20 protein-coding genes and 1 pseudogene are annotated in these 20,477 nt (G+C 75.9%); 11 read left to right on the forward strand and 10 right to left on the reverse strand.

Translation table 11 applies throughout. From position 1 onward, the window contains the following. Positions 1 to 50 precede the first annotated feature (50 nt). From BD833_RS05660 to BD833_RS23180, 4 genes and pseudogenes are all read left to right on the forward strand, one after another. Complete coding sequence (locus BD833_RS05660) at positions 51 to 881, forward strand: acyl-CoA thioesterase (protein ID WP_243737466.1); 831 nt, start codon at positions 51 to 53, stop codon at positions 879 to 881. Positions 882 to 976: 95 nt separating this feature from the next. After that, a complete protein-coding gene (locus BD833_RS05665; protein ID WP_166532159.1) occupies positions 977 to 2,005 on the forward strand; it encodes an ATP-dependent 6-phosphofructokinase in 1,029 nt (342 codons plus the stop codon). Positions 2,006 to 2,070: 65 nt separating this feature from the next. Beyond that, entirely contained in the window at positions 2,071 to 3,468 is a 1,398-nt protein-coding gene (locus BD833_RS05670; protein WP_166532160.1) for a thioredoxin family protein, read from the forward strand. Next, positions 3,465 to 3,983, forward strand: a pseudogene (locus BD833_RS23180) (UGSC family (seleno)protein). The gene BD833_RS05670 and the pseudogene BD833_RS23180 overlap by 4 nt, the downstream one beginning before the upstream one ends. A 5-nt stretch (positions 3,984 to 3,988) precedes the next feature. On the opposite strand, the gene BD833_RS05685 reads toward BD833_RS23180, so the two are convergent. From BD833_RS05685 to BD833_RS05695, 3 genes are all read right to left on the reverse strand, one after another. Beyond that, the gene (locus BD833_RS05685) at positions 3,989 to 4,228 is read right to left on the reverse strand and encodes a hypothetical protein (protein ID WP_166532163.1); all 240 of its coding nucleotides are present in this window, start codon (positions 4,226 to 4,228) and stop codon (positions 3,989 to 3,991) included. 98 nt (positions 4,229 to 4,326) lie between these two features. Continuing rightward, positions 4,327 to 5,931 carry a DUF2252 domain-containing protein gene (locus BD833_RS05690; protein ID WP_243737467.1) on the reverse strand — a complete coding sequence of 535 codons (1,605 nt, stop codon included), beginning with the start codon at positions 5,929 to 5,931 and terminating at the stop codon, positions 4,327 to 4,329. A 60-nt stretch (positions 5,932 to 5,991) separates the two neighbouring features. Next, positions 5,992 to 6,930, reverse strand: a complete 939-nt coding sequence (locus tag BD833_RS05695; protein WP_166532164.1) for a hypothetical protein — start codon at positions 6,928 to 6,930, stop codon at positions 5,992 to 5,994. Between the two features lie 219 nt (positions 6,931 to 7,149). On the opposite strand from BD833_RS05695, the gene BD833_RS05700 reads away from it, so the two are divergent. Together BD833_RS05700 and serA are read left to right on the forward strand one after the other, a co-directional pair. Further along, positions 7,150 to 7,380 (forward strand): hypothetical protein, encoded by a 231-nt coding sequence (locus BD833_RS05700; protein WP_166532165.1) that lies wholly within the window; start codon positions 7,150 to 7,152, stop codon positions 7,378 to 7,380. Between the two features lie 107 nt (positions 7,381 to 7,487). Next, entirely contained in the window at positions 7,488 to 8,696 is a 1,209-nt protein-coding gene (gene serA, locus BD833_RS05705; RefSeq protein WP_166532166.1) for a phosphoglycerate dehydrogenase, read from the forward strand. Between the two features lie 29 nt (positions 8,697 to 8,725). On the opposite strand, the gene BD833_RS05710 is transcribed toward serA, so the two are convergent. Then, positions 8,726 to 9,235, reverse strand: coding sequence for a phosphohydrolase (locus BD833_RS05710; protein WP_166532167.1), 510 nt, complete (start codon positions 9,233 to 9,235; stop codon positions 8,726 to 8,728). Between the two features lie 55 nt (positions 9,236 to 9,290). Continuing rightward, positions 9,291 to 10,262, reverse strand: coding sequence for a zinc-binding dehydrogenase (locus BD833_RS05715; protein WP_166532168.1), 972 nt, complete (start codon positions 10,260 to 10,262; stop codon positions 9,291 to 9,293). A gap of 120 nt (positions 10,263 to 10,382) precedes the next feature. On the opposite strand from BD833_RS05715, the gene BD833_RS05720 reads away from it, so the two are divergent. After that, positions 10,383 to 11,000, forward strand: coding sequence for a peroxidase-related enzyme (locus tag BD833_RS05720; protein WP_166532169.1), 618 nt, complete (start codon positions 10,383 to 10,385; stop codon positions 10,998 to 11,000). Between the two features lie 14 nt (positions 11,001 to 11,014). Here BD833_RS05720 and BD833_RS05725 read toward each other — a convergent pair whose 3' ends face one another. The 3 genes from BD833_RS05725 to BD833_RS05735 form a co-directional block, all read right to left on the reverse strand. Beyond that, a complete protein-coding gene (locus BD833_RS05725; RefSeq protein ID WP_166532170.1) occupies positions 11,015 to 12,394 on the reverse strand; it encodes a cytochrome P450 in 1,380 nt (459 codons plus the stop codon). 126 nt (positions 12,395 to 12,520) lie between these two features. Next, positions 12,521 to 12,718, reverse strand: coding sequence for a DUF6186 family protein (locus BD833_RS05730; RefSeq protein WP_243737468.1), 198 nt, complete (start codon positions 12,716 to 12,718; stop codon positions 12,521 to 12,523). Then, positions 12,715 to 13,113 (reverse strand): hypothetical protein, encoded by a 399-nt coding sequence (locus BD833_RS05735; protein WP_166532171.1) that lies wholly within the window; start codon positions 13,111 to 13,113, stop codon positions 12,715 to 12,717. Before BD833_RS05735 ends, BD833_RS05730 begins: the two co-directional genes overlap by 4 nt. 32 nt (positions 13,114 to 13,145) lie before the next feature. Between BD833_RS05735 and BD833_RS05740 the strand changes: the two genes are divergently transcribed. Further along, the gene (locus BD833_RS05740; RefSeq protein ID WP_208092368.1) at positions 13,146 to 13,838 is read left to right on the forward strand and encodes a CPBP family intramembrane glutamic endopeptidase; all 693 of its coding nucleotides are present in this window, start codon (positions 13,146 to 13,148) and stop codon (positions 13,836 to 13,838) included. A gap of 14 nt (positions 13,839 to 13,852) precedes the next feature. Here BD833_RS05740 and BD833_RS05745 read toward each other — a convergent pair whose 3' ends face one another. Beyond that, the gene (locus BD833_RS05745; protein WP_166532172.1) at positions 13,853 to 14,860 is read right to left on the reverse strand and encodes a YihY/virulence factor BrkB family protein; all 1,008 of its coding nucleotides are present in this window, start codon (positions 14,858 to 14,860) and stop codon (positions 13,853 to 13,855) included. A 146-nt stretch (positions 14,861 to 15,006) separates the two neighbouring features. On the opposite strand from BD833_RS05745, the gene BD833_RS05750 reads away from it, so the two are divergent. Beyond that, positions 15,007 to 15,744, forward strand: coding sequence for an HpcH/HpaI aldolase family protein (locus BD833_RS05750; protein ID WP_166532173.1), 738 nt, complete (start codon positions 15,007 to 15,009; stop codon positions 15,742 to 15,744). A gap of 224 nt (positions 15,745 to 15,968) precedes the next feature. Beyond that, the gene (locus BD833_RS05755; RefSeq protein ID WP_166532174.1) at positions 15,969 to 16,268 is read left to right on the forward strand and encodes a hypothetical protein; all 300 of its coding nucleotides are present in this window, start codon (positions 15,969 to 15,971) and stop codon (positions 16,266 to 16,268) included. 24 nt (positions 16,269 to 16,292) lie between these two features. Here the strand turns inward: BD833_RS05755 and BD833_RS05760 are convergent, their stop codons facing one another. Beyond that, complete coding sequence (locus BD833_RS05760) at positions 16,293 to 17,579, reverse strand: D-arabinono-1,4-lactone oxidase (protein ID WP_243737469.1); 1,287 nt, start codon at positions 17,577 to 17,579, stop codon at positions 16,293 to 16,295. Positions 17,580 to 18,167: 588 nt separating this feature from the next. On the opposite strand from BD833_RS05760, the gene BD833_RS05765 reads away from it, so the two are divergent. Then, on the forward strand, positions 18,168 to 20,333 hold the full coding sequence (locus tag BD833_RS05765) for a DEAD/DEAH box helicase (RefSeq protein ID WP_243737470.1): 2,166 nt from the start codon (positions 18,168 to 18,170) through the stop codon (positions 20,331 to 20,333). Positions 20,334 to 20,477: the final 144 nt, after the last annotated feature.

Raw genomic sequence — 20,477 nt, forward strand, 5'->3', positions numbered from 1 at the left:
GTACAGAGGGCACCCTAAGCCGGTCCGGGCAGCCGGTTAGGGTGCCCTGCGTGGAGACCGTGGCGACCGATCCCGACGGACGCCGGGAGCGCAGGCCGACGGTCCTCGACGTCCTCGCGCTGGAGGAGATCGACCGCGATCTCTACCGCAGCACGCTGGTGTTCACCGACCCGTTCCCGCTGTACGGCGGGCAGGTCGCCGCCCAGGCCCTGTACGCGGCCGGGCGCACCGTCGCCCCCGACCGCCTGCCGCACTCGCTGCACGGCTACTTCCTGCGCAGCGGCGACGCGGCGCGCCCCACCGTGTTCCGGGTCGACCGCGACCGGGACGGCGGGTCGTTCTCCGCGCGCCGGGTCGTCGCGCTCCAGGGCGGCGAGGTGGTGTTCAGCATGTCGGCGTCCTTCCAGGTGCCGGGTGCCGGACCCGACCAGCAGGTGCACGAGACCCCTCAGGTGGAGCCGGCCGGCACGCTGCCGGTCATGGAGCTGCCGCGGCTGTTCTCCATGGAGAGCCGCCGCCCGCCGCAGCCCTACGACGGGCACTTCCCGACCCGGTTCTGGGCGCGCGCCACCGTGCCGCTGCCGGCGGAGCCGCTGGTGCACGCCTGCGTGCTCACCTACCTGTCCGACATCGGCACCGGGCTCTCCGCGCTGCCGGAGGACGAGGCCAGCCCCGGGCCCACCATCGACCACGCGCTGTGGTTCCACCGGGACGCCCGGCTGGACGACTGGGTGCTCATGGACATGGTGCCGCGCACCGTCTCCGGCGGGCGGGGCTGGTACACCGGCTCGATCTCCACGGCCGGCGGGACCCTGGTCGCCAGCTTCGCCCAGGAGACGCTGTTCCGGCCCGGCCGCAACCCGTTCCGGCCGGGGCGCTGACCGGCCCGGCCGGTCGCGCGTCGGGTCCATGATCGTCTAGACGTCATGACGTATGGTCGGGAGCGTTCCGGCCCACGAGCGCGAGGAGCCAGCCGGTGCGCATCGGAATCCTGACCGGAGGCGGGGACTGCCCCGGCCTCAACGCCGTCATCCGTTCGGTGGTCCGCACCGCGGGCTGCCACTACGGCAGCGAGGTGGTCGGCTTCCGCGACGGCTGGCGGGGCCTGCTGGAGAACCGGTCGACGCCGCTGGACGTCCCCGCGGTCGACAACCTGCTCACCCGCGGCGGGACGATCCTGGGCTCGGCCCGCGTCGCGCCGGAGAAGCTGCACGCCGGCATCGACGAGATGCGCGGCACGCTGGACGAGCACGGGATCGACGTGCTGATCCCGATCGGCGGCGAGGGCACGCTGACCGCAGCGCACCTGCTGTCGGAGGCGGGCGTCCCGGTGGTCGGCGTCCCCAAGACGATCGACAACGACATCGACGGCACCGACCTGACCTTCGGCTTCGACACCGCGGTCAGCATCGCCACCGAGCTCATCGACCGGCTGCACACCACCGCGGAGTCCCACCAGCGGGTGCTGCTCGTGGAGGTGATGGGCCGGCACGCCGGCTGGATCGCCCTGCACGCGGGCCTCGCCGCCGGGGCGCACCTGACCCTGGTGCCCGAGGAGCCGTTCGACGTCGACGAGGTCGTCCGGCTGGTGTGCGAGCGCTTCGCACGGGGCGACAAGCACGTCATCGGCGTCGTCGCCGAGGGCGCGACCCCGCTGCCGGGCCAGATGGCCTTCCGGGTGGGCGGGCTCGACGAGTTCGGCCACCGCCGGTTCACCGGCGTCGCCCAGCAGCTCGGCGAGGAGCTGGAGCGGCGCACCGGCAAGGAGGTGCGCGCCACGGTGTTGGGCCACGTCCAGCGCGGCGGGACGCCGACGTCCTTCGACCGGGTGCTGGCCACCCGGTTCGGCCTGCACGCCACCGTCGCCGCGCACGAGGGCAAGGTCGGGCAGATGGTCGCCCTGCACGGGACCGAGATCGAGCTGGTGCCGCTGGCCCGCGCCGTCGCCCGGCTGAAGACCGTCACCCCCTCCCGGCTCGCCGAGATCCGCGCCTTCACCGGCTGAGCCGCCGGGCTGCACCGGATCGCACCGGGCCGCCGCCGGCCGGCGGGTGGGTTACGGTCCGGTCCGTGCGGCTCCCCGACGGTCTCGTGGCCGTGGTCAAGCGCGACTGCCCCACCTGCGTCCTCGTGGAGCCGGTGCTGCGGCGGCTCGGCGCGGCCGTGTGGTGCCAGGACGACGCCGGGTGGTTCGACGGGGACGACACCGACCTGGAGCTCTCCTACCGGCTGGGGATCGAGACCGTCCCGACGCTCCTCCGGGTGGCCGACGGCGAGGAGCGGGCGCGGGTGGTCGGCTGGAGCAGGCCGCAGTGGGAGGAGCTGACCGGCGTCGCCGGGCTCGGCGAGGAGCTGCCCGAGCACCGGCCCGGCTGCGGCTCGCTGTCGGTGGACCCGTCCCGCGTCGATGCCCTGGAGGCGCGGTACGGCGGGAGCGGGCTGGCCAGCCGGCGGGTGGAGCTGGCCGAGCTGGAGGACGAGCACGAGGCGCTGTTCGACCGCGGCTGGACCGACGGCCTGCCCGTGGTCCCGCCGACGCCGGAGCGGGTGCTCCGGATGCTGCGCGGCACGACCCGCGACCCCGGGGAGGTGGTCGCCGTCGTGCCACCGGACCTGGTCGAGTGCACCGTGGAGAAGGTGGCGGTCAACGCGGTCATGGCCGGCTGCCTGCCCGAGCACCTGCCGGTGGTCCTCGCCGCGCTGGAGGCCGCCACCGCCGAGGAGTTCGCGCTGCACGGGCTGCTCGCGACGACGTACTTCGCCGGCCCGGTCGTGGTGGTCAACGGGCCGGTCGCGGCCCGCATCGGCATGAACGCCGGCGTCAACGCCCTCGGCCAGGGCAACCGGGCGAACGCCACCATCGGCCGGGCGCTGCAGCTGGTCATCCGCAACGTCGGCGGGGGACGCCCCGGCGAGGTGGACCGCGCGACCATGGGCAACCCAGGCAAGCTCACCTTCTGCTTCGCCGAGCGCGAGCACGACAGCCCCTTCCCGCCCCTGGCCGCCGACCGCGGGGTGCCCGGCGACGCGGTGACCCTCGTCGCCGGCTCGGGCGTGCAGCCGGTGGTCGACCAGCTCAGCCGCGACCCGGAGTCCCTGGCCCGCACCTTCGCCGTGTGCCTCCGGGTGAACGCCCACCCCAAGCTGCCGATGGCGTTCGACGCGATGCTGGTCGTCTCCCCGGAGCACGGCCGGGTGTTCCGCGAGGCCGGGTGGGACCGCCGCCGCCTGCTGGCCGAGCTCGACGGGCTGCTCGCCCTGCCCGGCGCCGAGCTGGTCCGCGGCGCCGCCGGGATGGTCGAGGGGGTGCCGGAGGCGCTGGCCGGGAGCACCCTCCCGAAGTTCCGCCCCGGCGGGCTGCTGATCGCCCACGCCGGCGGCGACGCCGGGCTGTTCAGCGCGATCGTGGGTGGTTGGGTGGCGGGGGAGACCGGCAGCGTTCCGGTGACACGGGAGGTACGGCAGTGAAGACGGTCCTGGACCCCACGGGGGAGCGGCAGCCGGCGGTCCGAGCCCTGCTGCCCCGCCCACCCGCGCTGCACGGCCGCACCGTCGGCCTGCTCGACATCAGCAAGGCGCGCGGCGACGTCGTGCTCGACCGCCTCGCGGAGCTGCTGGCCGCCGACGGGGCGCTGGTGCGCCGCTACCGCAAGCCGACCTTCGCCCGCACCGCCCCGGTGGACCTGCGGCACGAGATCGCCGAGCAGTGCGAGGTGGTCATCGAGGCGCTGGCCGATTAGGGCTCCTGCACGTCGTGCAGTGTGCACGACATCGCCGACCTCGAGCGCCGCGGCGTCGTCGGGGTGTTCCTCGCCAGCGCCGTGTTCGCCGAGGCCGCCAGCATGCAAGGCGTGGCGCTCGGCTTCCCCGCGCCCTACGTGCTGGTGCCGCACCCGGTGCAGGACCGCACCGACGCCGAGCTGCGCGCCGTCGCCGAGGAGGTCTACCCCGCGGTGGTGGCGGCGGTGACGGCGGGGAGCTGAGCGGGCTACCAGCGGTCGCGGGCCGCCCGGCGCCTCGCCCGCCGCCACCGCCACCGGACCACCGCCAGCACCACCACCAGCCCGACGGCGCCGGTGACCCAGCCGGCCGCCTCGGCGCCGGAGGACAGCGACGTCCCGGCGGCGGCGTCGACCAGCCCGGCGAACCACGACCACAGCGCATGGCCGACGACGTAGCCCCCGACGACCGTGAGGAACGCCGGGACCGCCAGCACGAGGAGGAACACCCCGACCTCCCATCGGCGCCCGCCCCGGGTGCCCGGGAGTGTTCGTACGGGAACCGGCCGGTGGATGCGCCGGCCGGGATGCGCGGTCGTGGCCGGCGTCAGCGGTAGACGACGTCGACGTTGCGGAAGGCTCCGAGCGCGTGGTCGGCGACGAAGTACTCGTGGTCCTGGCGCACCCGGGCGGCCGCCTCCTCGGCGAACCGGAGGACGTCGTCGACGAACAGCTCCCGGCTGCCGATCGCCTCGAGGATCGCCGGCTCCACGTCGTAGTCGACGTTGCCGCTGTCGTCGGACATGGCGTGGGTGTGCGCCAGCACCCGGCCGCAGATCTCGGCGTACTCCTTCCACTCCCGGCGGGACAGCTTCCCCAGGCTGATCGAGTCCCGGAACGGCGCCCGCTCCCGCACCATGAAGCTGCGGCCGTCGATGTCGACGCTGCCGTAGAAGACGTCGCCGTTGACCAGGTGCACCCGCTGGGCGTGCCGGATCCGGTCGGCCATGCCGTCCATCTGGTACTCCGACGGCGGCACGAGGCCGGAGAGGGCGGAGCGCCGGGCCTGCTTGAACTCCAGCAGCAGGTCGTCGGTCCCGTCGGCGCGCGGGCCCTCGATCAGCACGAAGAAGCGGGGGAGGCCGAGCGACGCCGTCCCGGCGCTCTTGCGCTCGGCGACGTCCTTCACCCGCATGCGCCCGGCGCGCTCCGGCACGGGCACCTGGTTGCCCTCCACGAACCGCTCGACGACGTCCTGGAACTCGGCGCGGCGGCTGCTGACGGGGACGACCTCGTCGTTCGTGCGGAACCCGCCGCGGGTCTCGTCGAGCAGCCCGGCCAGCCACTCCGACCGGGTGGTCTCCAGCGCCCCGGCGATCAGCTCGGCGATCAGTGGCGGGGCGTTGTCGAGCCGGAGCTGCTCGGAGTCCTCGGTGGCGTCGGCCGCGTAGGAGGCCATGCCCTCGACGTAGCCGGTCAGGAACCGCCGGGTGATGGCCCGCTGCTTGTCCGGGCCGTGCCCGCCCTTCTCCCCGGCCGCGAGCACGAACCCGACGGCGCCGCGCTTGAGGTCCCAGGTGAACGGGGCGTAGTAGGCGTCGTCGAAGTCGTTGACGCCGAAGATCGGGACGTTGTCCGCGCTCGGCATCACCCCGAAGTTGCCCGGGTGGACGTCGCCCAGGGCGAGGACCGTGGGCAGCCGGGCGTCCTCGCCGACCAGGTCGCGGTAGAAGAGCAGGTTCGTGCCGCGGAAGAAGTGGTAGACCGAGCCGGCCAGCTTGTCGAACTTCTCCTGGGCCTCGATCGCGTGGCCGGCGATGCGCATCTCGTGGTCCTCGCGGACGGTCTGCCGGACGTGGACCCGGCGGTCGTTCCCGGTGAGCATGCGGGGGATGAGCACCATCTCGCCGGCGGCCCGGGCCTCGGCCATCCGCCGGAACGCCTCCACCCGCGAGGCGATCGCCCGCCCATGGGGCCGCTGCCCGGCGGTCGGCTGCCCGTCGGTCTGCTGGTCGGGGGCCTTCTGCTCTGGGGCCGGCTGGTCGGGGGCCTGCTGGTCGGCGTCGGGACGGGCGGCCGGCCCGTCGCGCTCGGCCAGCTCCGCGGCCAGCTGGGCCCGGGTCATCCGGCTGCGGCCGGGGATGCCCTGTTTCCGGGCGAGGCGCAGGAGCTCGTCGCGGGTGGCGGTGTCGCGCTGGTCGGAGGAGGTCATGCTGCAACGGCTACCCGCCGGCGCCCGGACCAGGCACGACGCTTGTGTGACAGTCCGCGGTCAGCGGGCCCGCGGGCGCAGCCGGTCCCGGAACCTCGCGGACCGGCCGGCGGCCGGGTCCGGCCCCTGGGACGCGCCGGCCTCCGCGCGCAGCGCCGCGCGCCGGTGCTCGAGGGCCTCGATCTCGGCCCGGAGGACGACGGCCGCCCGGTCCAGCCGGTCGCGGGCCGCCCCGGCGGCCTCGTCGGCCGCCCGCCGCTGGTCCCGGCCGGTGGCCAGCATCGCCACGATCTCGGCGCGGGCCCGCTCCCGCGCGGCGACGGCGTCCTCGGCCGCCTGCTGCCGCACGGCCTCGGCCTGCTCGGCGGCGCGGCGCTCGGTCTCCGCGGCGCCGGCGAGCCGCGCCTCGGCGGCGGCCTGCGCCGCGGCGCGCGTCCGCTGCGCCTCCTCGAGCACCCGGCCGGCGCGCGCGGTCGTCTCCCGCGCCTCGGTGACCGCCTGCGCGGTGGTCCGTGCGGCCTCGGCGCGGGCGTCCTCGAGCACCTGCTGGGCGAGCTCCAGCACCTGCTGGGCCTCCGCGGCGGCGGCGGACCGGTGCGCGGACGCCTCGGCCCGCATGCCCTCGGCCTCGTCGGCGGCCGCGGCGAGCAGCGAGCCGACCTGGCGGGAGACGTCGAGGAGCTCGCCGCCCCCGGAGGAGTGGGTGAGCAGCTCCCGTGCCTCGTCGAGCTCCGTGCAGGTGCGCAGGTGCCGGACCTCCAGGTGGTCGCGCTCCCGCTCGGCGGTGGCGAGCTGGTCCTCCGCCCACTGGACGTAGGTGTCGACCTGGAATCGGTCGTAGCCGAGCACGACGCGGCGGAACATCGGTGCGGCCTCGAAGATGGTGGAGAGGTCCCCGGAGACGTTGGGCCGCGTCCGGTCCAGCCCGGCGTCGGTCTCCTCCCCGGCCCGGCGGGACCCGGAGTCCGGCCGGTGGTCGGTGTCCAGCTGCAGCGTCATGCCACCTGCCTTCCTGTGCGTCGATCGCGAACCGGCGACGCTACGGGCCGGGTGGGGCGGCGGCGCCCGGTCGCGGGGGCGGCCTCACCCGTCCGGGGCGGCGGCCCGCCCGGTGCGGGGAGCGGGCCGCCGCCCCGTCACCGGGCGTCACTCGCTCGTGCGGGTGAGCGCACCGGTTCCGGGCGTTCCAGGGCGCCCGGCGGCGCGCACCCTCGTCGCATGGCGCCCGTCCCTTCCACCCCGCCGCCGGGGAACATGACCGTTCCGTTCCTGGCCGGCTGGGAGTCGCTGCTGGTCGTGGTCGTCGTCGTCCTCCTCAGCGCCCTGGTCTTCGTCGTCCTCCTGGCGGCCGGCGCCGCGCGGACGGGGCGGTCGGAGTGGCAGGCCTGGCTGGACGGCCGGTCGAGCCGGCGTCCGCGGCGCCCCGCGGGACCGGCCGGCCGCGACTAGCGCGGGGGCAGCCGTCGCCGGGCCGCGGCGGCCAGGCATGCTTAGGCATCGCCGCGGAACCGGGCGGCAGGCGGACGGCGTCCGCGCAGCTCAGCGAGGGAGAACTGGTGACTGGCCTGAAGGCGCTCCTGGTCGAGGGGATCCACCCCGTCGCGGCCGACCTGCTCACCACCTCGGGTATCGAGGTGGAGCGGGAGAGCCGGGCGTTCGGCGGTGACGAGCTGGTCTCCCGCCTCGCCGGGGTGCAGGTGCTCGGCATCCGCTCCGGCACGCACGTGACCGCCGAGGTGCTCGCGCAGGCTCCTGACCTGCGGGTCATCGGCGCCTTCTGCATCGGCACCAACCAGATCGACCTGCAGGCGGCCACCGCGCGCGGCATCGCGGTGTTCAACGCGCCGTTCTCCAACACCCGCAGCGTCGTCGAGCTGGCGATCGCCGAGATCATCGCGCTGACCCGGCGGCTCACCGTCCAGGACGACGCGATGCACGCGGGTCAGTGGCGGAAGTCGGCCAAGGGCAGCCACGAGCTGCGCGGCCGGCGGCTCGGCATCGTCGGCTACGGCAAGATCGGCAGCCAGCTCTCGGTGCTCGCCGAGGCGCTGGGCATGCACGTGCGCTTCTACGATACCGCCGACCGGCTCGCCCTCGGCAACGCCCGGCGGTGCGCGACGCTCGAGGAGCTCCTGGGCGACTCCGACGTCGTCTCGCTGCACGTCGACGGCCGGCCCGGCAACAGCGGGATGTTCGGCGACGCGCAGTTCGGGCTCATGCCCCCGGGCGGGATCTTCCTCAACCTCTCGCGCGGCTTCCTGGTCGACCACGGGGCCCTGCGCGAGCGGATCGTGAGCGGCCACCTGGCGGGTGCTGCCGTCGACGTCTTCCCGAAAGAGCCCGCCGGCGCGGGCGACCCCTTCGAGTCGGAGCTGCGCGGGCTGCCCAACGTCATCCTCACCCCGCACATCGGCGGCTCCACCGAGGAGGCGCAGCAGGACATCGGCGACTTCGTCGCCGGCAAGCTGGTGGGCTACCTGCGGGCCGGCGTCACCGGGCTGTCGGTGAACCTCCCCGAGGTGCAGCTGCCGCGGCTGGGCGGCGCCATCCGGCTGCTCCTGCTGCACCGGAACCAGCCCGGCGCCCTCGCCCACCTCGCGGGCGTGCTCGCCGAGGGCGGCCTGAACGTCGAGCAGCAGCTGCTCACCACGGCCGGCACGGTCGGGTACGCGGTCACCGACGTGCGGGGGACGCTCGGCACCGACGTCACCGACCGGCTGCGCGGGCTGCCCGAGACCATCCGCCTGGACGTCATCCCCGGCTGACCCCCGGCCGGGGTCGGCCGGCCGCCCGGTCAGAACAGGATGCGGCAGCCGTGCGCCCGGTCGCCGGCCTCGGCTGCCAGCAGCATCCGGCGGGCCGGGCGGATGTGGCCCTCGCGGAGGCTGCGCGCCTTCGCCGGGTCGTGCCCGGCCAGCGCGGCGCTGGCGGCCAGGTCGTGGCTGTTCTCGGCCAGCTGCACCAGCCGGGCGAGCGGATCGGCGGCCGCCCGGCGGATCAGCCCGGACATGTACGGCTCGCCCGGGCGCCGGGTGAGCGCGTCGATGGCCGCGACGACGTCCTCGGGGACGCCGAGGAGCCGGAGCCGGTCGACGTCGTAGCGGCGCTCGGGGTCGGGGTGGTCGCGGGTGTCCTCGACGATGTCGCGCAGCACCCCGGCCATCTCCGCGACCGGCCCGAACCGCCGCAGCGCCTCGGCGACCGGCCGCAGGCGGGCCAGGTAGTGGTCCCGGCCCAGCTCGTCCACCTGTCCGTCGTGCGCATCCAGGGCGAGCAGGTGCGCATCGTGAACGGTGAAAACCACGGGCCGAGGCTAGGCGCGGTCCGCGCCGCGCGTACGGCGGCGCCCGGGCTGCGCGTCAGGTCAGCTCGAGCACGATCTTGAACTGGCCGGCGCGTGGCTGGATCGCCGCGGCGAACGCCGCCGTGACGTCCCCGACGGGGTGGACGTCGCTGACGTAGCCGTCCCGCAGCTCCGGGTGCGCCGCCAGGTAGCTCCCCGCCTCGTGCAGCACCCGCCGCCGGTCGCGCGTGACCCCGGCCCGCAGCGTCAGGTTCTTGCGCACCATCGCGTACAGCTCGAGGGGGTAGACCGGGTCGTCGGGGATCCCGTAGTACAGGATCTCGCCGCCGGGCGCGGCGGCGGTCACGCAGTCCCGCAGCGTCGTCACCTGGTGGCCCACCGCTTCGACGACCAGCGCGGGGCGGTCGGCCTCGGCGAGGCCGGCCGCCCACTGGGTGGCCCCGGAGGTGACCACCTCGTCCACCCCGAACACCCGGGCGGAGCCGCTGCGGTCCACCCGGTCGACGCCGACCACCCGGCCGGCCCCGCGCTGCTTCAGCACGTGGCTGAACAGCAGCCCGATCGGCCCCTGGCCGACCACGGCCACCGTGCGGCCGCCCACGTCGCCGAGCTGCTCCACGGCGTAGAGCACGCACGCCAGCGGCTGCAGCATCACCGCGGTCGTCGCCGGGAGCGCCGGGTCGTAGCCGGCCAGCCCCTCGCCGTCGCTGACCACGAACTCGGCGATGCCGTCGAATGCCGACGCCCAGCCGACGACCAGCTCGCCGGGGGAGTGCGCGGGGTGCCGGCTGGCGACCACCTCGCCGACGATCTCGTGCAGCGGGAAGCCCGGCGGGGCCGTCGTCCCGCCCGCCGGGGACGCCGACTGCTGGAACGGCGCGCCCTTGAAGAAGGGCAGGTCGCTGCCGCAGATGCCCCCGGCCCGCGCGGCGACGAGCACCTGCCCGTCGGCGAGGTCGCCGGGGCCGGGCGCCTCGACGTCGACCTGCTGGAAGCGGAAGGGTCCGTCCAGGACCTGGGCCCACATGTCAGTCGTCTCCGGTTTCCGTGCGCGGCTGGTCGTCTGCGGGTGCAGTCTCTCCCGGCGCGGCCCGGCGCGGGCGCCGGGACGGGTGCGGCCGGGCGCCCCCGCTGCCAGAGTGGGCCGGTGACCCGTACCCCGATCAGCCGATTCCCCCTCCGGCCGGCCGGCGAGCTGCCGGCCGACCTCGCCGAGCGCTACGCCGAGGTGCAGGAGCGCTCGGGCTTCCTGCCGAACGTCTTCGCCGCGCTGGCCTGGCGGCCGGACGAGGCCCGGGCGTTCTTCGCGATGCACGACGCGCTCATGGACAAGGACACCCCGGGGCTGTCGAAGGCCGACCGGGAGCTGATCGTGGTCGCGACCAGCGCCGGCAACGACTGCCTGTACTGCGTGGTCGCCCACGGCGCGGTCGCGCGGATCCGCTCCCGCGACCCCTACCTGGCCGACGAGGTGGCCGTCGACTGGCGCAAGGCCCCGCTGTCGCCGCGGATGCACGCCGTCCTGGCGGTGGCCACCCGGCTGGCCGCCGAGCCCGCCGCCGTCACCGCCGAGGACCTGGCGGCCCTCACCGGGCACGGCCTCACCGAGGACGACGTCTGGGACGTCGGCATGATCACCTCGTTCTTCGCGCTGTCCAACCGGCTGGCCCACTTCGCCGCGATCTCGCCGAACCCGGAGTTCTTCCTGATGGGCCGGCTGCCGCGGGAGGGAGCCGGCCCGGCGGCCCCCGAGCCGGCGGGCTGAGCGCCGGCGCCCGGTCAGAAGGTGACCGGCAGCGCCTCGACGCCGTGCACGAACGACAGGCCGCGCCAGGGCAGGTCCGCCTCCGGGACGGCGAGCGCGAGGTCGGGGAACCGGCGGAACAGCGCGGGAAGGACCACGCGCAGCTCCATGCGGGCGAGCTCGGCGCCGACGCAGCGGTGCACGCCGTGGCCGAACGCGAGGTGCCCGGGGGTGGGGGAGCGGAACGGGTCGAACTCGTCGGGCGCCGGGCCGGCCCAGGCGGGGTCGCGGTCGGCGGCGCTGAGGGAGGCGGCCACGACGTCGCCGGTGCGGACGGGGCACCCGGACAGCTCCAGGTCGCGGGTGGCGAACCGGGGGAAGGCGACCTGCACGACCGTCAGGTAGCGCAGCAGCTCCTCGACGAGGCGGTCGAGGTCGGCCGGCGACCCGTCCCGGGCGAGCGCGACGTGCGCCGGGTCGCGCAGCAGCACCGCGGTGCCCAGGGAGATCGTGCTGGCCGTCGTCTCGTAGCCGCCGGTGACGATGCCGTCGACCAGGCCGGCGAGCTCGTCGTCGGGAATCGCGTCGCCCTCGGCCCGGAGGATCCGGCCGATGAGACCGGGGCCGGGGGAGCGGCGCTGGCGGGCCACCACGTCGGTGAGGATCTCCTTCTGCGCGGAGACCGCGCCGAACGCGGCGGCGACGCCACCGGTCGCGTCGAACCGCTGGGTGCCCAGGCGCAGGAAGGCGTCGTGGTCGGAATCCTCGAGGCCGAGCAGGCCGCAGATGGCGTCCATGGGCACCCGCGCGGAGACGTGCTCGGCGAGATCCGCCGGTGAGCCGGCCGCGGCCAGCTCGTCCAGCCGCTGGTCCACGATCGCCTCGACGGCCGGCCGCAGCCGCTCCACCCGGGCCCGGGTGAACTCCGGGGCCACCAGCGCGCGCAGCCGGGTGTGCAGCGGCGGATCGGTCTGGCCCAGCCCGCCGACGTCGGCGACCGTGCCGGGGCCGGCGTCCCGGAACAGGTGCCGCACGTCGTTGCTGTAGGAGATGCGGTCGGCGAGCACCGTGCGGACCTGCTCGTAGCCGGTGACGAGGTGCACCCCGAACCCGAACGGCACGTCGAGCCGGTGCACGGGCGCGGCGGCGCGCACGGCGGCGAGCTCGGGCACCGGATCGGTGCCGGAGCGCAGCAGCGGCAGCCGGGCAGCCTCCGGCAGCAGCGCCAGCGCGGCCAGGTCGATGCCCTTCCGGCGGATCCGCCGGGCCAGGAGGCGGCTCAGCACGGCGCCGGCCAGGGCGCGCGGGCCGCGGCGTCGCTGCGGGCGGCGTGGCGGCAGCTCCTGGGACGGCAGCTCCTGGGGCGGCAGCTCCTGGGACGGCAGCTCCTGGGGCGGCAGCTCCTGGGACGGCATGGTCCTCCTCGTCGTCGGCAGCCCTTGTCTACGCTGCGACCGACGACGGAGGTGGACCCGGACCGGCCCGGCCGCGCGATGTCATCGATTCGTAGGAACCCGGCCGCCGGGTCGCCGGAGCGGGGATCAGCGCGCCAGGAAGTGCACGCCCAGCCAGAACCACACCGCCAGGACGGTCAGCCGGCCGCCGGTCGTGCGCATCGCGGCACCCAGGGCCTCGGCCGCGCGTGCCGGGCTCCCGCTCCGGCGCGCGCGCAGCTCGAGGACGGCGGCGGCGGCGAGCAGGACGAGGAATCCCGCGCCGCTGACCAGCGGGCCGCTCACGGCCGGGCCCGCGCCCGCGGTCGGGCGATCAGCCAGGCGCCGGCCGCCAGCCAGCCGAGGGTCGCCGCGCCGCGCACTCCCGGGTGCGCGAGCAGGGGGTCGGCCAGGTCGCTGAGCGAGGGCTGGCCGTCGCCGGCCAGCGCGACGAGCTCCCAGCCGAGCGCCGCCGCGCACCAGGCGAGCCACGGCAGGCCGCGCCGGCCCACCGGGGGCGCGGCCGCTCCGGACCGCCGCGCCGCCGCGAGGACGACGACGGCCGACCCCGCGAGCCCCACGGCCAGCAGCGCGCCCGCCGACAGCTCGCCCGACACCGCCACGGCGACGGCCACGGCGAGCGCGCAGGCGGCCGCCGCCACCGCGGAGGTGAGCCGGCGCGCCCACGGGGAAGACCTCACCGGTGGGAGGTCGCCGGGTCGGGAACGCGAGGGTGCTGCTCCTCGCCGTCGTGCTGGTCCTCGTGCTGGCGGTGTGGAACAACGTCGTCGTGACCCGGCTGCCGGGGTACCCGGCGTCCTACGTGCCGGGCAACGCGGTAGCCACCGTCCTGGTCCTCGTCGCCGCGCGCGGGGCCGGCCTCTCCTGGGCCGAGCTGGGCCTGGCTCGTGGCCGGCTGGGGGCGGGGCTGCGGTGGGGTGTGGTCTGCGCCGGCCTCGTCGCGGCCGGGTGCGCGGTCGGCGTGGCGGTCCCCGCGCTCCGGCCGCTGCTCGCCGATGCGCGCGCCGCCGGGACCGGCGCCGGGGCCCTGGCCGTCGAGCTCCTGGTCCGGATCCCGGTCGGCACCGTGCTGTGGGAGGAGGTCGCCTTCCGGGGCGTCCTGCTCGCCGCGCTGGCCCGGCTGCTGCCGCGGCCGCGGGCGGTCTGGGGCTCGGCCGCCGTCTTCGGGGTCTGGCACATCCGTCCGACGCTGAGCGCGGCGGCGGCCAACGACCTCACCGGGAGCGGGCCCGGGACGGTGCTGGTGGTGGCCGCGGGCTGCCTGGTCACCGTCGTCGCCGGAGCGCTGTTCGCCTGGCTGCGGTTGCGCAGCGGCAGCCTGCTCGCGCCGGTCCTGGTGCACCTCGCGACCAACACGCTGGGGCTGCTCGCCGCGGCCGCGGCGCACCGGCTCGCCGCGGGGTGAGGGGCCCCGGCCGGTCACCCGCGGGGGTACGGCGGCGTGCTGTCGGCGACGACGGCGCCGCGGGCGCCCGGGGGGCGGTCGGGGCCGACGGTCGAGTCGCAGACGGTCTCCCGCTCGGCCTCGGCGTTCACCGCGGCGCCCACGATGACCAGGAAGACGGTGGTCCACAGCCAGAACATGCTGATCGCGACGCCGGCGAGGGAGCCGTAGGTCGACTGGTAGCTGCCCAGGTTCCCGACGTAGGTGAAGAAGGCCAGGGTGGTGGCCAGCCAGGCGAGCGTCGCGACCCCCGAGCCCAGCGTGATCCACCGCCAGCGGGCCTGCTTCCGGTCGGGGGCGAACCGGTAGAGGACGGCCAGCGCGACGGCGACCACGAGGGCCAGCGCCACCCACGCGGCCACCGAGCCGACGGCGCGCAGCGGGCCGGACAGCCCGGACAGCACCGACGAGACGGCGCCGCTGGCGAAGGTGAGACCGGCGATCAGCACCGCGCCCGCGAGTACGAACAGGAGGGCCAGGCCGGTGCGGCGCAGCAGCCCGCGGGTCTCCTCCTCGCGGTAGGCCAGCGTCAGGCCGTCGATGAGGTAGGTCATCGCGGTGGTCGCCGTCGACAGCGCCACGAGCAGGCCGGTGAGCCCCCGCCAGGTCAGCACCTGCCCCGAGGCGGCGGTGATCGTGGTCAGCTGGTCGATCAGCACCGACCGCAGCTCGGGCGGCAGCATGCCGGCCGCGTCGGACAGCTGCTCGCGCGCCTGTTCCGGAGTGTTCACGAAGCCGTAGACCGACACCGCCGTCACCAGCACCGGGGCGATGGAGAGCACGGCGAAGAAGGCCACCCCGGCGCTCTGCACCATGAGCCGGTCGCCGGTCACGTGCGCCAGCACGCGGCGCAGCAGCCGGCGCCAGCCGCGCGCGGAGATCGCCCGCGGCGAGTCCGCGTCGCTCGCCTCGCGCCGGGAACCGGCGTCGGGGTCGGGTCCGGCGTCGGCGGCGGCCGGGCGGTCCCTCCGGGCCAGGGCCATGCCGCATCAGACACCCGCGTCCGGAACGGCGCAACGCGTGCGGTGCCCCACGGTCGCGCGCGCGGGCGGTCCCGCGCAGGATCGTCCGGGCAGAGTGCTCAGGTGCCGCGCCAGGGCGGTGCGGAGTCGGCGGAGGGGCGGTCCGGATGGCGATCGGCGAGGACGAGCTGCGGCGGCGGTGGGCGCGCGGGGAGGCCTGCCACGGCCTGTGGCACATGCTGCCCGGGGCGGTGACGGGGGAGGTGCTGGCGCGGACCGGCGCCGACTTCGTCGTCGTCGACCTGCAGCACGGGGCCACGGCCGAGGACGACCTGCCGGGGACGGCGGCCGCGATCACGGCCGCGGGCTCGGTGCCGCTGGTGCGCACCCGCAGCCCGCTGTTCCCCGACGTCGGCCGGCCGCTGGACCTGGGTGCCCGCGGCGTCATCGTGCCGAACGTCCGGGACGCCGAGCACGCCCGGGAGGTCGTGGCCGCCGGCCGGTACGCGCCGGCCGGGGGGCGGTCGATCGGCCGCCTCTCCGGCGGCGCGGACGAGCCGCTGGTGGTCGTGATGGTGGAGGCGGCCTCCATGCTCGCCGACCTGGACGCCGTCCTGGGCGTGCCGGGCCTGGACGGGCTGTACGTGGGCCCGGGGGACCTGGGGCTCTCCCTGCAGCTGGCCGGTCCCGGGAACCGGGCCGAGCTGCGCGGTGTCCTGTCCTCGATCATCGCGCGGGCGTGCGCCGCCGGGGTGCCGGTGGGGGTGCACGCGCGCACCGGCGAGGAGGCGGCCGGCTACGCGGCCGAGGGCGCCACGATCGTGACGGTCGGGATGGACGCGGTCTTCCTGGGCGAGGCCGCGGCGCAGCACCTCGGCGTCGCCCGGGGCCGGCCGGGCGGCTGACGTCGTCCTTCACCCGTCGTACGCCGGGGTCTGGCGGAACCGGCGCTGCTGCGCCATGGTGGGCGCCGGCCGACGGCACCCGGGAGGCGGCGATGGACCAGTGGAGCGCCCCCGCGCCGGCCGGGCCGCTCCCCGCACGCGTCGCCCGGCCCAGGACGCGATCGGGTCACGATCGCGCGACGGCCGTGTAGCCCGCCGTGGAACGGGCACGGAACCATCCCGTGATGTACCGCGCCGCAGCCGCCCTGCCGTTCGACGACCGGGACCGGGTGACCGCCGGGCTCCGCGGGCAGCTCAGCGTGATGGCCGCGGCGGCTGGCGCCGATCCGGACTGGTCGACGCTGCGCGTGGAGGGTCCGGCGCGCCGCACCGACCACCACGGGACCGGCCTGTCGGAGTGGTCGGCGACCGTGGTCGTCTCCGGTGACCGCTCCGTCCTGGACGACCGGTTGCTCGACGCCCTCGTGCCGGCCGCCCTGCGGCGCGCGGGCGCGACGGCCGAGGAGACCTCGCCGCTCATGTGAGCGCGCGGCGCACTCCCGCCGCGGTCAGTCGAAGGCGCCGACGGTCCGGTCGAGGTAGTCGTTGCGGAAGGCGCCCCGCGGGTCGTAGCGGCGCACGAGTTCGCGGAACTCCGGCATCCGGGGGTACCGCGCGGCGAGCTCGTCGGCGCCGGTGGTGAACAGCTTGCCCCAGTGCGGGCGGGCACCGAAGGGGCGCAGCGCGGCCTCGATCTCCGGCAGCAGCGCCCGCACCCGCTCCTCGTCGGGGAGCCAGGTGAAGTGCAGCGCCAGGACGTCGCCGCCCTGCGCCGGGCTCAGCCGCAGCTCGTCGGCGGCCACGGTGCGCAGCTCGCTGACCTGGAGCAGCGGTGCGATCCGCGGCGCCAGGCGGCGCAGCGCGTCGCACGCCTGCTGCCCGTGCCGGCGCGGCACGAAGTACTCCGTCTGCAGCTCGTCGCCGTTGCTGGGGGTGAAGCCGGTGCGGAAGTGCGGCAGCCGCTCGTGCCACTCCCCGGGCAGGCCCAGCTGGTCGGTGAGGTTCTCGACCGGGGTGCCCGGGAGCATGTGGGTGGGGACCGTGGCGGCCCGGGCGCCGAAGAACTCCTCCGGGGTGACCTCGGGCTCGTCGGTCCGCGCCTTGACCCACACCTGGGTCACCTCGTGCCAGTCGGTGAACACGCTGACGCTGTAGGCGGCGTCGGCCACCGCGTCGAAGTCGGCGAACAGGCGGTCCCAGGTCAGCCCGACGAACACGGTGGTGCGCACCTGGAACGTCGGCTGGAAGCGCAGCCCGATGCGGGTGACCACCCCGAGGGCGCCGAGGTGCACGACCGCGCCTGGGAGGTCGGGGTGCCCGGCCGGCAGCCGCACCAGCTCGCCGTCGGACCGGACGATCTCCAGGCCGGTCACGGCGGTGCTGAGCGATCCGTTCCGGTTGCCCGATCCGTGCGTCCCGGTGGCCGTGGCGCCGACGACGGTGATGTGCGGCAGCGAGGCGAGGTTGTGCAGCGCGAAGCCGCGCTCGGCCAGGCGGGGCAGCAGCTCGCTGTACCGCGCGCCGCCGGGAACCCAGGCGGTTCCGCCGGACCCGTCGGGGGAGGGCTCGAGCTGCACCTCGCCGGGAAGGCCGTCGAGGGCCACCAGGTCGGCGCGCGTGTCGGCGATGTCGTTGAAGCAGTGCCGGGAGCCCAGCGCCTTGACCCGCTCGCTGCCGGCGACCACGGCCTGCAGCTCGGCCACGCTCGCCGGCCGGTGCAGCCGGGCCGCCCGGTAGGTGAGGTTGCCGGCCCAGTTGGTCCCCGGTCGCGAGCCGCCCGCGGGCGGAGTGGACACCGTCTCGTGCATGGTCGCTCGCGATCTGCTCGGGGCACGGACCTCCGTGCGGCCCGTCGTGTGCCCCCGATCCTGCTAGACGCCCCGGCGGGGCGGCCGCCGGCACCGGGACCGCCGGTCGGATCCGTGGTTCGGGTATCGACCCGGGGCCCGGCGGGTAGGGAAGAGCGCACGTCACGACCGAGCACAGGCAGGAGGTGCTGACATGGGAATCCTCTCCGGACTGATCAAGGCGAATCTGCTCAAGCGGCTGCTGAGCCGGCTGAGCGGCCGGCGCACCCGCTGAGCCGCTGACCGGCGGACCAGCGACCACGGCCGGGCCGGTGCCCTCGCGGGCACCGGCCCGGCCGCTCGGCCCCGGGAGGGCTAGCATGGGTCCGGCACCGATCACAGGGCGACGACGCGCAACCGGCGACGACCTCCCAGGCGCGTTCGTCGGCCCAGCTCGACGGGCGGCTCCGGGTTTCCCGGGGGGCTGTCGGCCCCCAGCGTCGACCTCCTGATCGCCACGGAGCGCAGTCGTGCGCCGTGGCCGCTTCCCGGCGCGCTGCTCGTGGCATCCACCGCCCCGGCCGCGGGGAAGTGGCGGTGCCTGCCTCGGTGTTCGTGCCGGGCATCGAGGAGGAGGAGTTCGTGGCTCGACCAGGGCAGCGCTCGACGCGCACCCGCCGCACCGCCCCGCGCAACCAGCGCCGGGTCCGCGACGGCGACGTCATGTCCGTGATCGCCCGCGCCGTCCGGGAGGTCGAGGCGGCCGCCGAGCGGGGCCGGGTGACGCCCGCGGTCCGGACCAAGTTCCAGGTCGTGGCCCTGCTGGTGCGGGAGGAGCACGCCCGGGTCCGGGCGGAGGAGAGCAGCACGCCGGCCCAGCGGGCGGAGCAGCTCAAGCGCCTCGACGGCGTCGCGACGATCCTCGCGAAGACGGCGGTGCGCGACTCCGGTCTGCTGGCGCTGCTCGCCGAGGACGCCGTCGTGTCGGACGCGGCCCGCGCGCTCAAGCGCGAGATGCTCGAGGCCATCGGCATCGAGCAGGAGCCGGAGGAGGTCGCGCCGCCGGCGCCCGTGGCCGACGTCGCCGTCGCCGAGCGCCGCGTCGTCCCGCAGTCGGTGGTCTCCCGCCAGCTGGCCAACCCCTTCCTCGCCCCCGACTTCTCCGCCGCACCCCCGCCCGTCGCGCGGCCGCGCCGGTTGGCCGGCTGGGAGCTGCTGAACCCGCTGCTGAACTCGTTCGAGCGGGCCGCCGGAGGCGCACCGGCATGCATGCCGCTGCCGGCGCCGGCGTCCCTGCGCGCGGCGGGTGGCCGGGAGCTCATGCCGCACCAGGCGCAGGTGGTCGCCGCCGCCGCCGAGGGCCACCGGACCTTCCTGCTCGCCGACGAGCCGGGTCTGGGCAAGACCGCCCAGTCGCTGCTGGCCGCGGAGGCGGCCGACGCCTACCCGCTGCTGGTCGTGGTGCCGAGCGTGGTGAAGACCAACTGGGCGCGCGAGGCCGGGATCTGGACCCCGCACCGCACGGCCACCGTCGTGCACGGGGACGGCGACACGATCGACGGCTTCGCCGACATCGTGGTGGTGAACTACGAGCTGCTGGACCGGCACGTGGGCTGGCTGGGCGGCTTCGGCTTCCGCGGCATGGTCGTCGACGAGGCGCACTTCATCAAGAACCGGACCTCGCAGCGCTCGCAGCACGTGCTCGAGCTCTCCGACCGGATCCGCACCCGCACGTTGCGGCCCCTGCTGATGGCCCTCACCGGCACGCCGCTGATCAACGACATCGAGGACTTCCGGGCGATCTGGCAGTTCCTCGGCTGGATCGACGAGAGCAAGCCGCTGGGCGAGCTCATGGAGGCCCTCGAGGAGACCGGCCTGACGCCCGCGGACCCCGGGTTCTACCCCGCGGCCCGCCGGTGCGTGATCGACCTCGGCATCGTGCGCCGGCGCAAGGTCGACGTCGCCGCCGACATCCCCGCCCGCCGCATCGCCGATCTCCCGGTCGAGCTCGACGACAAGGCCGGCCGCTCCATCCGGGCGGCCGAGCGGGAGCTGGCCCGCCGGCTGGTCAAGCGGTACGAGAGCGCGCTCGCGGCCCGCGAGTCCGCCGACGTCGTCGAGGAGATCGACGTCGAGCTGGTGCGCAAGGTCGCCCGCTGGGAGCTCAAGGACGCGACCGCCACGCAGACCGGCGAGAACGTCTTCACGATGATGCGGCGGATCGGCCAGGCCAAGGCCGGGCCGGCGGCCGACTACGCGGCGCAGCTGGCCCGCAGCGCGGGCAAGGTCGTGTTCTTCGCCAAGCACGTGGACGTGATGGACGCCGCCGAGGAGACCTTCGCCCGGCAAGGGATCGGGTTCGCCTCCGTCCGCGGCGACCAGACGCCCTCGGCGCGGCAGCGGCACATCGACGCGTTCGTCAACGACCCCGACGTCGCGGTCGCCGTCTGCTCGCTGACCGCGGCCGGGGTGGGCCTGAACCTGCAGGTGGCGTCCAACATCGTGCTGGCCGAGCTCTCCTGGACCGACGCGGAGCAGACCCAGGCGATCGACCGCAGCCACCGCATCGGGCAGACCGAGCCGGTGACCGCGTGGCGGATCATCGCCGCGCAGACCATCGACAGCCGGATCGCCGAGCTCATCGACAGCAAGGCCGGGCTCGCCGCCCGGGCGCTGGACGGCTCCGACGAGGAGGTCCAGTCCTCCGCCGACGTGCAGCACGAGGCGCTGGTCGCCCTGCTGACCGACGCCCTGCGCGCCTGAGGGCGGACGTCGCGCCCGGGGCCGGGACCTAGGCCGCGGGCACGGGAACCGGGAGGGCGATCACGGCGCCCTTGCGGGCGGCGCGTCGCACCGGTTCGTGGAAGTCCCGGGCGGTGCAGGCGAACCGCGTGCGGCCGTCGGACC

The organism is Blastococcus xanthinilyticus (assembly GCF_008124835.1).
Lineage (GTDB): Bacteria > Actinomycetota > Actinomycetes > Mycobacteriales > Geodermatophilaceae > Blastococcus > Blastococcus xanthinilyticus.

Bases quoted from the DNA above. Each gene is read 5' to 3' on its own strand.
- BD833_RS05690 (WP_243737467.1), bottom strand. From the start codon at position 5,931: ATGACCTCCTCCGACCAGCGCGACACCGCCACCCGCGACGAGCTCCTG.
- BD833_RS05695 (WP_166532164.1), bottom strand. From the start codon at position 6,930: ATGACGCTGCAGCTGGACACCGACCACCGGCCGGACTCCGGGTCCCGC.
- BD833_RS05700 (WP_166532165.1), top strand. From the start codon at position 7,150: ATGGCGCCCGTCCCTTCCACCCCGCCGCCGGGGAACATGACCGTTCCG.
- BD833_RS05715 (WP_166532168.1), bottom strand. From the start codon at position 10,262: ATGTGGGCCCAGGTCCTGGACGGACCCTTCCGCTTCCAGCAGGTCGAC.
- BD833_RS05725 (WP_166532170.1), bottom strand. From the start codon at position 12,394: ATGCCGTCCCAGGAGCTGCCGCCCCAGGAGCTGCCGTCCCAGGAGCTG.
- BD833_RS05745 (WP_166532172.1), bottom strand. From the start codon at position 14,860: ATGGCCCTGGCCCGGAGGGACCGCCCGGCCGCCGCCGACGCCGGACCC.
- BD833_RS05750 (WP_166532173.1), top strand. From the start codon at position 15,007: ATGGCGATCGGCGAGGACGAGCTGCGGCGGCGGTGGGCGCGCGGGGAG.
- BD833_RS05755 (WP_166532174.1), top strand. From the start codon at position 15,969: ATGTACCGCGCCGCAGCCGCCCTGCCGTTCGACGACCGGGACCGGGTG.